Below are 14647 nucleotides of genomic sequence, written 5' to 3'. Positions count from 1 at the left end.
CCGGAAGGAAAGCGAGGCTCCTTTCTTCAAATTGGCAGGGCAAGGGCGGGGGAATTGGGAATAGATGGGAAGGCTGCGAAAGCAATATCTTAGTCGAAAGGCCCGGCTTTGCCGGGTCCAGTGCAATCGTACCAAATCACTTTATTTGCAGCATGAAAAACGCTGCCATTGGCAGCGTTTTTCATGTCGGATGCAAGACAGCTTATTTGCCGCCGGCAACACCCAGCTTGGCACGGCGCGCCTTGACCGCATCGGCCAGCGTGGTGAGCAGCTTCTCGGTGTCATCCCAGCCGATACAGGCATCGGTGATGCTCTGACCGTATTTCAGCTCGCAGCCCGGCTTCAGGTCCTGACGGCCTTCTGCCAGATGACTTTCCACCATCACGCCAAAGATGTGCTGATCACCGGCTGCCAGCTGGCCTGCCACATCGTCGGCCACTTCCATCTGGCGACGGTAATCCTTGCGGCTGTTGGCATGGCTGAAATCCACCATCAGCTTTTGCGGCAGGCCCACGGCTGCCAGTTCGGCAGCGGCGGCGCGTACATGCTCGGCCGAATAGTTGGGTTCCTTGCCACCACGCAGGATGACGTGGCAATCCGGGTTGCCGCCGGTGGAAACAATGGCGGAGTGGCCGGTCTTGGTAACCGACAGGAAGTGGTGCGACACGCTGGCGGAACGGATGGCATCCACGGCAATTTTCAGGTTGCCGTCAGTACCGTTCTTGAAACCCACCGGGCAGGACAGGCCGGAAGCCAGTTCGCGGTGAACCTGGCTTTCGGTGGTACGTGCGCCGATGGCACCCCAGCTGATCAGGTCGGCAAAGTATTGCGGGGTGATCATGTCGAGGAATTCGGTTGCCGCCGGAATGCCCATGTCGTTGAGCGTCAGCAGCAGACGGCGCGCCAGACGCAGGCCGGTATTGATGTCGTAGGATTCGTTCAGGTGCGGGTCGTTGATCAGACCCTTCCAGCCCACGGTAGTACGCGGCTTTTCAAAGTAGACACGCATCACCACCACCAGCTCGCCAGCCAGGCTGTTACGCAGCGTGGAAAGCTTGCGCGCATACTCGATGGCTGCATCGGTATCGTGAATCGAACAGGGGCCGATCACCACCAGCAGGCGATCATCCTCGCCACGCAGCAGGGCAGCAATGTCCTTGCGGGTGGTGTAGATGACTTCGGAAGCGGTTTCGGTGATGGGCAGTTCGTACAGATGGGCAATCGGAGGCAGTAATTCCTTGATTTCGCTGATTCTGACGTCGTCGGTCTGGCGTTGCATGTTTGTCCCTAGCTGATATCGTTTTTACCTTGCATAGCAGCAAGATACCCGTACCAGCCAAGGCCGACAAGCCCTTGTGTAAGTGGCAGGGCTGCGCAAAAAACAAAAGCGCCATCGCAAGGCGATGACGCTTTGTGGCAGCAGATTACCGCAGGGGATCAGTCTGCGTATTGACGCTTCATGCGTTCGCGGCGCTCCTGGGCCTCTACCGACAGGGTAGCTGTCGGACGTGCCATCAGGCGGCGCAGGCCGATGGGTTCGCCAGTGTCTTCGCAGAAACCATAGGAGCCATCGTCAATCTGACGGATCGAGGCCTGGATTTTCTGCAGCAGCTTGCGTTCGCGGTCGCGGGTGCGCAGTTCCAGCGCATATTCCTCTTCCAGCGTGGCCCGGTCGGCGGGATCCGGGGTAGCTTCCTGCTCTTGCAGATGGTTGGCAGTGGCATTGGCGTTGATCAACAACTCCTGCTGCATCTGCAACAACCGGTCTTTGAAGAACTCAAGATGGTCGGCGTTCATGTAATCATCGCCTTCCCAGTTGAGAATATCTTGTTCGGTCAGCTTGGCCATAATTTTGGTGCTTCCAGCATGAGAGTTGGCAGACAGGCGAAGAAGATTACCCACGGTATCGGATTTGTGCAACTGGCAGCAACAATTCCCCTTCTTCGGCTTGACCTGCTGCTGACACTCGGTATAGCGCCAATCACGGCAGGTAACAAGCTTGTCACATGAAAAAGGCGGCCGTGGCCGCCTGGTTACACCATTCAGAACTTATTTCTGCGACAGTACCCACTTCACCAGGGTCTTGACGTCAGCGTCGCTGACCTGGGCGTTTGGCGGCATCGGGACCGGGCCCCATACACCAGCACCACCTGCTTTCACCTTGGCGATCAGCTTGGCTTCAGCACCCTTGTCGCCAGCGTATTTCTTGGCCACGTCCTTGTAAGCCGGGCCCACCACCTTGTGGTCCACTGCGTGACAGGACAAGCAGTTGTTCTTTTGTGCCAGCGCCAGATTGGCCATGGCAGGCGCAGCAGCAGTACCCAGCAACAGGGCAGCAAGCAGCATTTTCTTCATCACGATTCTCCAGATCACTTAGGAAATGTCTCTACATCTTTTCAGATGTGACTGAGCATGACAAATAAACATATTTACTGCATGACCACCTTGAGTTGCATCAAGAAGCTGTTTTCCAGGTACTGCACCGGCAGCATCAGCACCACCTGGATGATCAGGAAGAGAATCAGCGGCGACAGATCGACCCCGCCTACAGTGGCGCGACGGAAGGGTTTGAGAAACGGCCGGGTAAGCGCATCCAGGATGGGAGTGAGCGGGTTATAAGGGTTCACCCAGCTGAGCACCGCCTGCACGATGACCGCGCCCATCAGCAAGGTCAGCGACTGCTTGAATACATCCAGAATGGCCAGCAAGGACAGCGCCAGCCAGGTTTCCGGTGCCGCCAGGGTGTACATGGGGTTGAATGCCAGGATGATGACGCTGGAAACCATGCTCACCAGCCAGGCCAGCAGCATGGTGGCACTGTCGTAACCGCGCAGCGATGGCACCAGCTTGCGCAGCGGCAGCACGGCAAAGTTGGTGGCCGCCATGACAAACTGGCACAAGGGGTGCTTGAACGGTGCCCGGGCCACTTGCAGGTAAAAACGCAGCAGCAGGACCAGCACAAACAGGTCGGCGATGGTCTTGATCAGAAATTGCACGGTTTCCAGAAACATGAAGCTTTAATCCTGACTGAGTTGTTGGCCCATTTCGATGGAGCGGTCACGGCAATCCATGGCACCGGCGATGATGGCTGCCTTGACGCCTTCGGCCTCGAAACGGGCGATGGCGCGTTCGGTGGTACCGCCCTTGGACATCACATTGGTACGCAGGGTAGCCACCGGCAGCGGGCTTTGCCGGGCCAGCTCCACCGCACCGTCAAAGGTGGCGAGCACCAGGCGGCGGGCTTCGTCGGCGGCAAAGCCGGCTTGTTCGGCGGCTTCGATCATGCTTTCAATAAAGTAGAACACATAGGCCGGGCCGCTGCCGGAAACGCAGGTAATGTCGTCGATGCCCTCTTCCTTGTCCAGCCATACCGTAATACCGGCAGCCTGCATGATGATTTCGGCATTGCTACGGTCGGCGGCACTGACTCCGCTGCCGGCGTACAGGCCGGACACACCCTTGCCCACCATGGCGGGGGTATTGGGCATCACCCGAACAATACGCTCGCTAGCCAGCCAGCGCGCCATGGCGTCACAGCGGATGCCGGCGGCAATCGACAATACCATGCCGCCATTCAGGCGCGAAGAGAGTGCCTGGCAAACTTCCTTGAGCTGCTGTGGCTTGACCGCCAGCAGCACGATGTCATCGGCTGAAAGCTGCTCGGGCAGGGTGGTGGAGGTTGTCACACCAAAGTCCTGGCTCAGTTCGGCCAGCTTGGTGGTGTTGGGGTCCACCACATGAATGCGGTGGCCACCTTGCTGGTGCAGTCCGCCGATGATGGCCGTGGCCATGTTGCCGCCGCCGATGAAGGTAATTTGCATAGCCTGTGTTTCCTCTTGTCTCTCTATTGTTTTGCCCGGGCAGGCCGGCTGCCCGTGTGCCGATGTCATTGCGGATAGTGGCGGGCACCAAAAATGGCGGTGCCGACACGAACCATGGTGCTGCCTGCCGCAATGGCTTGCGCCATGTCGGAAGACATTCCCATGGATACTGTATCCAATTTTAAGCCATCTTGCTGCAATTCATCCTGTACACCTGATAGCAAGGCAAACTGTGCTGCCAGCGTCTCGGCATTGTCGGTGGCTTCCGGAATGCACATCAAGCCGCGCAGTTGCAAACCGGGCAGGGCGGCTACGGCATGTGCCAGTTCCCTTGCCTCATGCGGCTGGCAGCCACTCTTGCTCTGCTCGCCGGACACATTCAGCTGAATGCATACCTGCAGCGGCGGCAGGCTGGAGGGGCGCTGCTCGGACAGGCGCTGGGCAATTTTCAACCGTTCAATGGAGTGGACCCAATGCGCGGTTTGGGCCACGATGCGGGTTTTGTTGGATTGCAGCGGCCCGATGAAGTGCCATTCGATATCCAGGGCTGCCAGTTCGGCGGCCTTGCCTTGCAGTTCCTGCACATAGTTTTCGCCAAAGGCACGCTGGCCCGCCGCATAGGCTTCGGCCACAGCGCTGGCCGGAAACGTCTTGCTGACGGCCAGCAGGCGCACACTGCCGGCAGCCCTGCCGGCGGCAGCTTCGGCGGCGCGGATCCGCGCGGTGACCGAGGCGATGGCTTGTGCGATGGAATCGCTCATATTACTCCTTGTGGCGTGGATGAACCCTCAGCTACAACGAATCGGGTAGCCATGCGGGCTGTATTGCGGTCTGCATATGCTTTTGCAACGGCTTGCGCTTACAATCGGAAAAATACCTTAGCGTCATGCCCGCTGCCGGGTAATCGTGGAGAAATTATAAATGGAAATTTCCGAGCTCTTGGCCTTTACCGTCAAGAACAAGGCATCCGACTTGCACCTGTCGGCCGGCTTGCCTCCGATGATCCGGGTCAACGGCGATGTACGCCGTATCAACCTGCCCCCGATGGATCATCATGATGTACACGATATGGTGTACGACATCATGAACGACTACCAGCGCAAGATTTTCGAGGATGAGTTCGAATGCGACTTTTCCTTCGAACTGCCCGGCATCGCCCGTTTCCGGGTAAATGCCTTTGTGCAGAACCGTGGCATGGGCGCGGTATTCCGTGTGATTCCGTCCAAGGTGCTGACACTGGAGCAACTGGGCGCACCCAAGATTTTCCAGGACATTTCCAGCTACCCGCGTGGCCTGGTACTGGTGACCGGCCCTACCGGTTCGGGTAAGTCCACCACGCTGGCGGCCATGGTGGACTATGTGAACGAAAACAATTTTTCGCACATCCTCACCGTGGAAGACCCGATCGAATTCGTGCATGAAAGCAAGAAATCGCTGATCAACCAGCGCGAACTGGGTTTGCAGACCCACAGTTTTTCCAATGCCCTGCGTTCGGCCTTGCGTGAAGACCCGGACGTGATTCTGGTGGGTGAATTGCGCGATCTGGAAACTATCCGGCTGGCGCTGACTGCGGCGGAAACCGGTCACCTGGTATTCGGCACCCTGCATACCAGTTCGGCCGCCAAGACCATCGACCGTATCGTCGACGTATTCCCGGCCGGTGAAAAGGAAATGGTGCGCTCCATGCTGTCCGAATCGGTAAGGGCGGTGATTTCGCAAACCCTGCTCAAGACCAAGGATGGCAGTGGCCGGGTGGCTGCGCATGAAATCATGATCGGCACACCCGCCATTCGTAACCTGATTCGTGAAAACAAGATTGCGCAGATCAACTCGATGATCCAGACCGGGCAGCAATACGGCATGCAAACGCTGGATCAGTGTCTGCAGGAGCTGGTACGGCGCAATATTGTTGCCCCCAGCGAGGCACGCCAGAAAGCAGCGTCCAAGGATGCGTTCTAAACTGAAACAGGCACGCTAGCCTCACCGGATGGCCATCATGGAAAAAGACCAGGCATCAAAATTCATTCACGATCTGCTCAAGCATGCGGTGGGCAAGAACGCTTCGGACATCTTCATTTCGGCGGAATTTCCGCCGGCCATGAAGATTGACGGCAAGATCACCCCGGTGGCACCGCAACCCTTGTCGGCCCAGCACACCAAGGAGCTGGTGCGCTCGGTGATGAACGACCGGCAGACCGAAGAATTCGAGTCGAAAAAAGAGGCCAACTTTGCCATCAACCCGCCTGGCATCGGCCGTTTCCGGGTGAGTGCCTTCATCCAGCAAGGCTGTGCCGGCATGGTGCTGCGCAAGATCAACACCGAAATTCCTACCTTCGACAAGCTGAACATGCCGGAGGTATTGCAGGATATTTCGCTGATCAAGCGTGGTCTGGTGATTTTTGTCGGTGGTACCGGTTCGGGCAAATCCACTTCGCTGGCAGCACTGGTGGACTGGCGCAACAGCCACAACCAGGACCACATCATCACCATCGAGGACCCGATCGAGTACGTGCATCAGCACAAGAAGTGCATCGTGACCCAGCGTGAAGTGGGGGTGGATACCGAAGACTGGGAAATCGCCCTGAAAAACACCCTGCGTCAGGCTCCGGATGTGATCCTGATGGGGGAAATCCGCGATCGGGAAACCATGGGCTACGCCTTGCAGTTTGCCGAAACCGGCCACCTGTGCCTGGCTACCCTGCATGCCAACAATGCCAACCAGGCGCTGGACCGGATTCTGAACTTCTTCCCGGAAGAACGTCACCAGCAAGTGCTGATGGATATGTCGCTGAACATGCGCGCCATCATTTCGCAGCGCCTGCTGCCGCTCAAATCCGGCCGTGGCCGGGTGGCTGCGGTGGAAATCCTGCTCAATACACCGCTGATTTCCGACATGATCTTCAAGGGCGAAATCGCCGGGCTCAAGGAGGTGATGAGCCGCTCGCGCGAGTCGGGCATGCAAACCTTCGACCAGTCGCTGTTCGACCTGTTTGAAGCCGGCTATGTCAGCTACGAGGATGCGCTGCGCAATGCGGACTCCATCAACGACCTGCGCCTGAAAATCAAACTGTATAGCGAAAGCTCCAAGGGACGTGACCCGCTGGATGGCATCGACCATCTGGATATCGTCTGAACCGGGACTGAGCCGGCCGGCCACGCGGTGCGCCACCGGCCCGGCCTTGCGGAAATGCCTGCATGTATTTTGATGAAAACACCACCGTCCTCATCATCGAGGACTCCCTGACCGTCCGCCAGGGCCTGCGAACCATGTTGTCCATGGCCGGCATCACCCGCTCTGATGCTGTCAGCAGTGCGGCCGAAGGCCGGGCCAGATTGAAAGGGCGGCGCTTTGATGTGGTGCTGTGTGACTACAATCTTGGCGATGGCATGGATGGCCAGGAATTGCTGGAGGCCCTGCGCAAGACCGGCACGCTGCCCTTGTCCACCATCTGGATCATGATTACCGGCGAGCGCAAGTACGAACGGGTGGTGGCCGCGGCGGAAATGGCGCCGGATGACTACATCCTAAAGCCTTTCAATTCCAACCTGCTGCTGACACGCATGAACAATGCGCACAAGCGCAAACAGTTTCTGGCACCGGCGCATGAGCAGCTGGAAAAGGGCAACCGTAGCGCAGCCATCAATACCTTGCAGCAACTGGCAGCCTCTGCACCGGGGACAGCCAACCGCATTGATGCCAACCGTCTGTGTGCCGAACTGCTGGTGACCGAAGGCCGCCAGGGCGAGGCATTGCACATTTATCAGGAGCTGCTGGAAAGCAAGGTCATCCCCTGGGCCAAGATGGGGGTGGCCCGCATTCAGGCCGACCAGGGCATGCAGGGTGAATCCAGCGCACTGCTGAAGGAAATCATTCAGGATGCGCCGCTGTACACCGATGCCTACGATTTGCTGGCGCAAAACCTGATCGACGAAGGTCAGTATGCCCAGGCGGTGGACGTGCTGGAGAAAGCCGTGAGTATTTCCCCGCGCAATTTCCACCGGCTGAAAAGCTGCGGCACGGCAGCCTTGCGTTCGGGCGACCCGGAAAAAGGTGCACAGTATTTGCAAAGGGCGGTGGAAATCGGCCGCAACAATAATTTTTTCGGCCCGGAAGTGCTGGTCGACCTGCTCCAGGCCTACTCGGAAACCGGCAATACGCAATTCATTGACCGCTTGCAGGCCGAAATCAGTGCCAGCCTGGCTGACCGGCCCGAGGCCCAGTTCACCCTGCACACCTGTCGTGCGCTGACTGCCCTGGTGCAGCAGCGTGCCGAAGAGGCGCTGGCCTTGCTCAAGCAGGCGTCTGCCGACCTGCTCAAGCCCTTTGTCCACTTTGAAGCGGCACAGCGCTTTCTGGGGGCGGTGGTACGGCTACCGGAAACCCTCACCGACCCGGCCTTGCTGGAAGAATGGACCCGCACCATCACCATGCGCTTTGCCTATAGCCGGCACGAGCTGTCCACCTTGCTGGAAATTGCCCGCAAGCATCCCCATTGCTGCGAGCTGATCGAACAGGCATACGCCCAGTTGCAGGAGGAAAGCAACCGCGCGGTAGAGCTGACCACAGAAGGCCGGGCCGCCGAAGCCGGGCGCATGCTGCACGAAATGGCCATGCGCCTGTACAACGAGCGTACCGGCATGAATGCCTGTGCCATCTTGCTGCGGGTGCGCGAGCAATTGCGCAAGAAAAATCAGGATACGGCCGAGTTCGACCAGATGCTGCATGAGATCCTGGCCTGGCTGCCAAGGGACAATGAGCGGGTGCAGGGTTTTCTCAGCCGCTTGCAGGACGAGGAGGGGACGGGGAACTGAGGCTGGCCTTTGGCCGGCCTTGTTACTTCCACATGCTGTTGACCCAGTCCAGCGCCTGGGTTTCCACCCGCAGCAGCATTTCCGGGTCGTATCCTTTCGGATGCGGCGTCGCTTCGTTTTCCAGCGATTCGGCCACCTGCAACAGTTCACCCAGCAGGTGGCGGCCTTCCAGCACGGCTTCTTTCAGGCTTTCCTCGATGGGCAGGCTGGCAATCGCCTCGGCCTTGGGCTGCTGCACCAGGACATCCACCAGCGACAGCATGCCAATCATGAAAGCACTTTCCTGCACGTCACGACGCTCGGGGTAGCAGGCCTCGGCCAGTAGCTCCATGATGCGCCCGCGCGTGGCGGCCAGCTCCAGCAGCGGATTGCGCTGTGGCTCAACATTGGTGGCATTGCTGGCAAACAGCAGCAACATGGACCAGCGTTTGATCTTGGCGCGGCCCAGCACCATGATGGCCTCCTGCACCGAGGACACCGGCCGGCGGGTGGCAATGGATGCCGTGCTGCTGAGCTTCATCAGCATCAACACCACATCGGGGGCCAGTTTCAGCGCCTGGGCCAGTTCCTCGTTGTCGGCATCGCTCATCAACAGGCCCAGCAAGCTGAGCATGGCATGCTGGCTGGCATTGGCCTGGCGGGTGGACAGCACGGTGGGGCGGGCAAAGAAATAACCCTGAAACCACTGGATGCCCAGTTCGCGGCACAGTTCGAACTGTTCTACCGTGTCCACCTTCTCTGCCAGCAGAATGCCGGGGAAGCCGGCCAGATCGGCCACCAGTTGGCGCAACTGCAACAGGCTGAGCGCCACCAGGTCAATCTTGACGATGTCCACCAGCGGCAACAGGGCCAGACGGTCGGCATCCAGCTCGATGACATCATCCATGGCCAGCCGGAAACCCTTTTGCCGCAATTGCGCCAGTCGTTCCAGCAAGGGGGGTGACACCTTCACCGTTTCCAGAATTTCCAGCACCACCTTGTCACAGGGCAGTACGTCCAGCAGGTCATCCATCAGCAGGGTTTCACTGACATTGATGAAGCCCAGCCGGTCGCCCAGCACTTCCCCCACACCCAGATCGACAAAGGCGTGACGGATCACCGCCGTGGTGGCCATCACATCATCATTCACCCTGGCCACATTGACGTGGCTGGAACGGAACAACAATTCGTATGCCACCAGTTGCTGGTTGGCATCGACGATGGGCTGTCGCCCTAGGTAGCGGGTTGAATACATGGGTGGGCCGGCGGCAATCAAGTGGTGGCTGATTTCAGTGTAGGCGTGCTGTTAGCAGGTTATCAGGTAATTTTCCTGCTGAATAATATAACATTATTTAAATCACTTGTAACAGTTTTATTCTAATTGCGCGTCGTGGCCAGTGCCAGCTGGCCTGCACCGGCCATCCCGCGTCCACCTGCAGTGCATCAAAAGAGTCCGGGCATGAAAAAACCCGGCCGGGGCCGGGTTTCAGATTATTGACAAACCCCTCTCGCTTTCTGAAAAGAAAGCGAGGCTCCCTTTCAGGGAAAGGGCGGGGGGATTGGGATTAGATAGAAAGGCTGCGGAATCAAGTGCTTGGTCGGAAGGCCCGGCTTTGCCGGGTCCAGTACAATCGTATCAAATCACTTTATCAGCAGCCTGATGCTCTCAGTGTTGCAGGATCTTGGACAGGAACTGGCGGGCACGTTCGGAGCGGGCATTGATATCGCCGAAGAAGGCGTCCTTGTCGCAGTCCTCCACGATGGCACCCTTGTCCATGAAGATGACACGATGCGCCACGCGACGGGCAAAGCCCATTTCGTGGGTTACGCACATCATGGTCATGCCTTCCTGGGCCAGCTCGGTCATCACGTCCAGCACTTCGTTGATCATTTCCGGGTCCAGCGCACTGGTGGGCTCGTCAAACAGCATGGCAATCGGGTCCATCGCCAGCGCACGGGCAATGGCCACGCGCTGTTGCTGACCACCGGACAACTGGCCGGGGAACTTGTGCGCATGGGCTTTCAGGCCAACCCGGTCCAGCAGCTTCAGGCCCTTGTCGCGAGCTTCTTCCTGACTGCGGCCCAGTACCTTCACCTGGGCAATGGCCAGGTTTTCGGTAATGGACAAGTGCGGAAACAGCTCGAAGTGCTGGAATACCATGCCGACACGGCTACGCAGCTTGGGCAGATCGGTTTTCGGGTCGCCCACCGAGATGCCGTCGACAATGATTTCACCCTTCTGGAAGGGTTCCAGTGCATTGACGCACTTGATGAGGGTGGACTTGCCGGAACCGGACGGGCCGCACACCACCACCACTTCGCCTTTTTTCACGCCAGTGGTGCAATCGGTCAGCACCTGGAAATCGCCATACCACTTGCTTACATTGTTGATGCTAATCATCGCGCTCATACCGCCAACCTTTTTTGCAGACGCTTCACGCATTGCGACGCGCCAAAACTGATCACGAAGTATACCGCTCCGGCAAACAGCAGGAATTCATGCGGCAAACCCACGATATCGCCCTTGGAACGGGCGGTGTTGAGAAAGTCCATCAAGCCTACCGCATACACCAGCGAGGTGTCCTGGAACAGGATGATACTTTGCTGCAACAGCAGCGGCATCATTTTGCGAAAGGCCTGCGGCAGGATCACCAGCCGCATGGCCTGGCTGTAGGTCATGCCCAATGCATAGGCGGCATTGATCTGCCCGCGCGAAATGGACTGGATGCCGGCACGGACAATCTCGGAGAAATACGCCGCCTCGAACATCACGAAAGCCACCAGGCAGGAGGTGAATGCGCCCACCGGGGTCAAATCGCCGGTAATCCAGCTGAGCACCATGGGCACCACCAGGTAGAACCAGGAAATGACCAGCAGCAGGGGGATGGAACGGAAGTAATTGACGTACCACTTGGCCAGCCGCGACAGCAGCAGGTTGTCCGACAGACGCGCCAGTGCCAGCAGGGTACCCAGCACCACGCCACCGCCCACTGCCATCAACAGCAGTTTGAGCGTCAGCGCCATGCCATCGGCCAGGCCAGGCAGGGCGGGGATGATCTGACTGAAATCGAGAGCCATTATTTGCTACCTCCCATCATGCCGGGAATGCGCACCCGCTTTTCCACCCAGGCCATGAAGCCCATCAGGCTCATGTTGAGGACAAAGTAGATCAGCGTTGCCAGGGTGAAGGCTTCAAAGATGTTGGCGGAAAACTCGGCGGTCTGCTTGGTTTGCGCCAAGAGCTCCATCAGGCCGATCAGCGACGCCACCGAGGAGTTCTTGAAAATGTTCAGGAACTCGCTGGTGAGCGGCGGAATGATCACGCGGAAAGCCTGCGGCAGCAGCACGAAGCGGTAAGTCTGCGCAGTGGTGAAGCCCATGGCCAGCGCAGCATTGTTCTGGCCGCGCGGCAAGGCCTGAATGCCGGTACGCACCTGTTCGCACACCCGGGCTGCGGTAAACAGCCCCAGGCACACCACCACCGACAGATAAGCCGAAGTTGCCGGGCTGATGCCCTGCTTGAACCACATTTCCAGCGGCGTGGGCAGCAAGTCCGGTACCAGGAAGTACCAGATGAACAGCTGGACCAGCAGCGGTACGTTGCGGAACAGTTCGACATAGGCGGTGGCAATGGTGGGCAGCAGCTTGCCCGGCAAGGTACGCATCACGCCCAGGACCGAGCCGAGTGCGAGGGCGATGATCCAGCCGGCCAGTGCCACGGCGATGGTCCAGCCCAGACCGGACACAAACCAGTTCAGGTAGATTTCGCTGCCGACACCGGTGGACTTGAAGAAAATGCCCCAGTCCCAGTGGTAATTCATGTTTTTCTCCTGATGCAAGCAGACGCAAGCGTCCGCTGCCGACAGCCGCATGCCTCCCGGTTGCGGGAAACACTGGCAGTCGGATGAAGTCCCTGCCTGCCCTTGGGCAGACAGCAAAGGCAGATGCACTGCCGCCACCCGTTTTGCCGTTATAGCCGTTGGCAAGGCAGGAGAACAGGCAGCAGCAATTGAGCCGGCATCTGCCGGCTCATCATCTGCACTACAGGAAGGAATCGCTTATTCGGCGGCCTTGTCGGTCGGCTTGGCGATCAGTTCCTTCACCACTTCGGACATCGGGAAGTTCAGGTTCAGGCCCTTGGGCGGAACCGGGCTGGTGAACCACTTGGCGTAGATCTTGTTTACTTCGCCGGACTTGTAGGTGGCCTTGATGGCATCGTCCACCACCTTCTTGAAGGCAGCGTCGTCCTTGCGCAGCATGCAGCCATAGATTTCGAAGGACTGCGGCTTGCCGGTCACCACCCAGTTGGCGGGGTTCTTGGCCTTGGCCATTTCACCGTACAGCAGGGCGTCGTCCATCATGAAGGCAACGGCACGGCCGGATTCCAGCATCAGGAAGGATTCGCCATGGTCCTTGGCGGAGATGATGTTCATGCCCATCTGCTTCTCGGCATTCATGGCCTTGAGCAGGCGTTCGGAGGTGGTACCGGCGGTGGTCACCACGTTCTTGCCCTTGAGGTCGGCAAAGTCTTTCACGCCGGAAGTCTTGGCGGTCAGCAGACGGGTGCCGATTTCAAAGATGCCCACCGAGAAGGCCACTTGCTTCTGGCGTTCCACGTTATTGGTGGTGGAACCACATTCCAGGTCGACAGTACCGTTTTGTACCAGCGGGATACGGGTTTGCGAGGTCACCAGATTGTACTTGACCTGCAGGTTCGGCATTTTCAGCTCTTTCTTCACTTCTTCGACAACCTTGTTGGCCAGGTCTACCGAGTAGCCAACCGGCTTCTGGTTATTGTCGTAGTAGGAGAAAGGGATGGAGGCGTCACGGTTGCCCAGCACGATGACACCGGTTTCCTTGATTTTCTTCAGGGTGCCGGTCAGTTCGGCGGCCATGGCCGGGGTGCTGGCCAGAGCGGCCAGGGTTGCTGCGCAAATGAGACGGGTGCAAAGCTTCATAATCAGTTTCTCCTGGGGTCCTTGATCGATTCACTGCCCTCAGCCATCAGGCCGCAGGCACTGCTGTTATAGGCTGGATTAACCAGCGACAGGTACACGCTTGTGACTGGCGGGAACCTGCGGCAAACCCCCGTTTGCCATCCCGTCAGCCCGTCACGGGCCTCCTGCTTACAGTCACCGCCTCTTGAGATGGGCGGCTCTCCCTGTATTTATCCCCCCGTATCGGTCGGGGGTGAAAAGTTTGCGATTCTGCTGCCAGTGGGCGGCAGAATGCAAGTGGCACTGCAACAAGGGCCGCTGGCAGCAGCCCCTTTGTCAACTTGTTGCGACAGTTCAGTCTGACAGGCGGTTCGCCATGCGGACAAAATCTTCCACGCTCAGGTTTTCCGGCCGCAGGCCCGGGTCTATGCCCAGCGCTTCGAAATCGGCCAGTTCCAGCACGCCCTTGAGGTTGTTGCGCAAGGTCTTGCGGCGCTGGGAGAAGGCCTTGGTGACCAGTTCTTCCAGTTGCGCTTCGTCCTTGGCCACACCACAGCGGCCCGGAGCCGGAATCATGCGTACCACGGCGGAATCCACCTTCGGTGGCGGCCAGAAGGCATCCGGCGGCACATTCAGCACCAGTTCCATTTCAAAGCGGTACTGCAGCATTACTGTCAGGCGACCGAAATCGGCCGTTGAAGGTTCGGCCAGCATGCGGTCCACCACTTCTTTTTGCAACATGAAATGCATGTCGGTGACACGCTGGCCAAAGCTGGCCAGGTGAAACAGCAGCGGGGTGGAAATGTTGTAGGGCAGGTTGCCGACAATCTTGAACGCGCCATCGGTGATGGAGCCGAAGTCGAACTTGAGCGCATCGCCTTCGTGGATGGTCAGGCGTTCCGGCGGAAATTCCTTTTTCAGCCGGGCAATGATGTCGCGGTCGATTTCTGCCACGTGCAGATGGGGCAGGCGGTCCAGCAGCGGCTTGGTGATGGCTCCCAGACCGGGGCCGATTTCGATGACCACATCGTCCGGCTGCGGGTTGACCGCATGCACGATGTTTTCAATCACGCTGGCGTCTTGCAGGAAGTTCTGGCC

General features: G+C 58.5%; 15 protein-coding genes. 3 read left to right on the top strand and 12 right to left on the bottom strand.

The window, feature by feature from the left end:
• Positions 1-202: 202 nt before the first annotated feature.
• From aroG to JHD62_RS15250, 6 genes are all read right to left on the bottom strand, one after another.
• Positions 203-1279 (bottom strand): 3-deoxy-7-phosphoheptulonate synthase AroG, encoded by a 1077-nt coding sequence (gene aroG / locus JHD62_RS15275; protein WP_062788989.1) that lies wholly within the window; start codon positions 1277-1279, stop codon positions 203-205.
• Between the two features lie 158 nt (positions 1280-1437).
• On the bottom strand, positions 1438-1848 hold the full coding sequence (dksA, locus tag JHD62_RS15270) for an RNA polymerase-binding protein DksA (protein WP_045845893.1): 411 nt from the start codon (positions 1846-1848) through the stop codon (positions 1438-1440).
• Positions 1849-2049: 201 nt separating this feature from the next.
• Positions 2050-2355, bottom strand: a complete 306-nt coding sequence (locus JHD62_RS15265; protein WP_045845894.1) for a c-type cytochrome — start codon at positions 2353-2355, stop codon at positions 2050-2052.
• A 74-nt stretch (positions 2356-2429) separates the two neighbouring features.
• Entirely contained in the window at positions 2430-3011 is a 582-nt protein-coding gene (locus tag JHD62_RS15260; RefSeq protein WP_199103653.1) for a YggT family protein, read from the bottom strand.
• A gap of 6 nt (positions 3012-3017) precedes the next feature.
• Positions 3018-3890 (bottom strand): pyrroline-5-carboxylate reductase, encoded by an 873-nt coding sequence (proC, locus tag JHD62_RS15255; protein ID WP_370541073.1) that lies wholly within the window; start codon positions 3888-3890, stop codon positions 3018-3020.
• Positions 3887-4582, bottom strand: a complete 696-nt coding sequence (locus tag JHD62_RS15250) for a YggS family pyridoxal phosphate-dependent enzyme (RefSeq protein WP_199103651.1) — start codon at positions 4580-4582, stop codon at positions 3887-3889. Before JHD62_RS15250 ends, proC begins: the two co-directional genes overlap by 4 nt.
• A gap of 160 nt (positions 4583-4742) precedes the next feature.
• On the opposite strand from JHD62_RS15250, the gene JHD62_RS15245 reads away from it, so the two are divergent.
• The 3 genes from JHD62_RS15245 to JHD62_RS15235 all read left to right on the top strand — a co-directional run bounded on the left by JHD62_RS15245 (position 4743) and on the right by JHD62_RS15235 (position 8633).
• Entirely contained in the window at positions 4743-5780 is a 1038-nt protein-coding gene (locus JHD62_RS15245; RefSeq protein ID WP_045845898.1) for a type IV pilus twitching motility protein PilT, read from the top strand.
• 37 nt (positions 5781-5817) lie between these two features.
• Entirely contained in the window at positions 5818-6954 is a 1137-nt protein-coding gene (locus tag JHD62_RS15240) for a PilT/PilU family type 4a pilus ATPase (protein WP_045845995.1), read from the top strand.
• 62 nt (positions 6955-7016) lie between these two features.
• The gene (locus tag JHD62_RS15235; RefSeq protein WP_045845899.1) at positions 7017-8633 is read left to right on the top strand and encodes a response regulator; all 1617 of its coding nucleotides are present in this window, start codon (positions 7017-7019) and stop codon (positions 8631-8633) included.
• A gap of 22 nt (positions 8634-8655) precedes the next feature.
• On the opposite strand, the gene JHD62_RS15230 is transcribed toward JHD62_RS15235, so the two are convergent.
• The 6 genes from JHD62_RS15230 to rsmA all read right to left on the bottom strand — a co-directional run.
• Positions 8656-9867, bottom strand: coding sequence for an EAL and HDOD domain-containing protein (locus tag JHD62_RS15230; protein ID WP_199103650.1), 1212 nt, complete (start codon positions 9865-9867; stop codon positions 8656-8658).
• Positions 9868-10278: 411 nt separating this feature from the next.
• Positions 10279-11013 (bottom strand): amino acid ABC transporter ATP-binding protein, encoded by a 735-nt coding sequence (locus tag JHD62_RS15225; RefSeq protein ID WP_110313389.1) that lies wholly within the window; start codon positions 11011-11013, stop codon positions 10279-10281.
• Between the two features lie 5 nt (positions 11014-11018).
• Entirely contained in the window at positions 11019-11690 is a 672-nt protein-coding gene (locus JHD62_RS15220) for an ABC transporter permease subunit (RefSeq protein ID WP_199103649.1), read from the bottom strand.
• Positions 11690-12433: an amino acid ABC transporter permease gene (locus JHD62_RS15215; RefSeq protein ID WP_199103648.1), complete on the bottom strand. Its 744-nt coding sequence runs from the start codon at positions 12431-12433 to the stop codon at positions 11690-11692. Before JHD62_RS15215 ends, JHD62_RS15220 begins: the two co-directional genes overlap by 1 nt.
• A gap of 237 nt (positions 12434-12670) precedes the next feature.
• A complete protein-coding gene (locus JHD62_RS15210) occupies positions 12671-13570 on the bottom strand; it encodes a glutamate/aspartate ABC transporter substrate-binding protein (RefSeq protein WP_199103647.1) in 900 nt (299 codons plus the stop codon).
• A 333-nt stretch (positions 13571-13903) separates the two neighbouring features.
• Positions 13904-14647 (bottom strand): 16S rRNA (adenine(1518)-N(6)/adenine(1519)-N(6))-dimethyltransferase RsmA (gene rsmA / locus JHD62_RS15205; RefSeq protein WP_199103646.1); only part of this gene is annotated, 744 nt, incomplete at its 5' end.

The sequence above is a fragment of the Aquitalea sp. ASV11 genome (genome assembly GCF_016429185.1).
Classification (GTDB): domain Bacteria; phylum Pseudomonadota; class Gammaproteobacteria; order Burkholderiales; family Chromobacteriaceae; genus Aquitalea; species Aquitalea pelogenes.
Note: the sequence above shows the minus strand (reverse complement) of the source record. Positions and strands in the feature narration are given on the sequence as shown.

Coding starts and splice junctions, on each gene's coding strand:
- JHD62_RS15225 (WP_110313389.1), bottom strand. CDS start 11,013: ATGATTAGCATCAACAATGTAAGCAAGTGGTATGGCGATTTCCAGGTG.
- JHD62_RS15235 (WP_045845899.1), top strand. CDS start 7,017: ATGTATTTTGATGAAAACACCACCGTCCTCATCATCGAGGACTCCCTG.
- JHD62_RS15260 (WP_199103653.1), bottom strand. CDS start 3,011: ATGTTTCTGGAAACCGTGCAATTTCTGATCAAGACCATCGCCGACCTG.
- JHD62_RS15250 (WP_199103651.1), bottom strand. CDS start 4,582: ATGAGCGATTCCATCGCACAAGCCATCGCCTCGGTCACCGCGCGGATC.
- JHD62_RS15245 (WP_045845898.1), top strand. CDS start 4,743: ATGGAAATTTCCGAGCTCTTGGCCTTTACCGTCAAGAACAAGGCATCC.
- aroG (WP_062788989.1), bottom strand. CDS start 1,279: ATGCAACGCCAGACCGACGACGTCAGAATCAGCGAAATCAAGGAATTA.
- JHD62_RS15210 (WP_199103647.1), bottom strand. CDS start 13,570: ATGAAGCTTTGCACCCGTCTCATTTGCGCAGCAACCCTGGCCGCTCTG.
- JHD62_RS15265 (WP_045845894.1), bottom strand. CDS start 2,355: ATGAAGAAAATGCTGCTTGCTGCCCTGTTGCTGGGTACTGCTGCTGCG.
- proC (WP_370541073.1), bottom strand. CDS start 3,890: ATGACATCGGCACACGGGCAGCCGGCCTGCCCGGGCAAAACAATAGAG.
- dksA (WP_045845893.1), bottom strand. CDS start 1,848: ATGGCCAAGCTGACCGAACAAGATATTCTCAACTGGGAAGGCGATGAT.
- JHD62_RS15215 (WP_199103648.1), bottom strand. CDS start 12,433: ATGAATTACCACTGGGACTGGGGCATTTTCTTCAAGTCCACCGGTGTC.
- JHD62_RS15240 (WP_045845995.1), top strand. CDS start 5,818: ATGGAAAAAGACCAGGCATCAAAATTCATTCACGATCTGCTCAAGCAT.
- JHD62_RS15220 (WP_199103649.1), bottom strand. CDS start 11,690: ATGGCTCTCGATTTCAGTCAGATCATCCCCGCCCTGCCTGGCCTGGCC.
- JHD62_RS15230 (WP_199103650.1), bottom strand. CDS start 9,867: ATGTATTCAACCCGCTACCTAGGGCGACAGCCCATCGTCGATGCCAAC.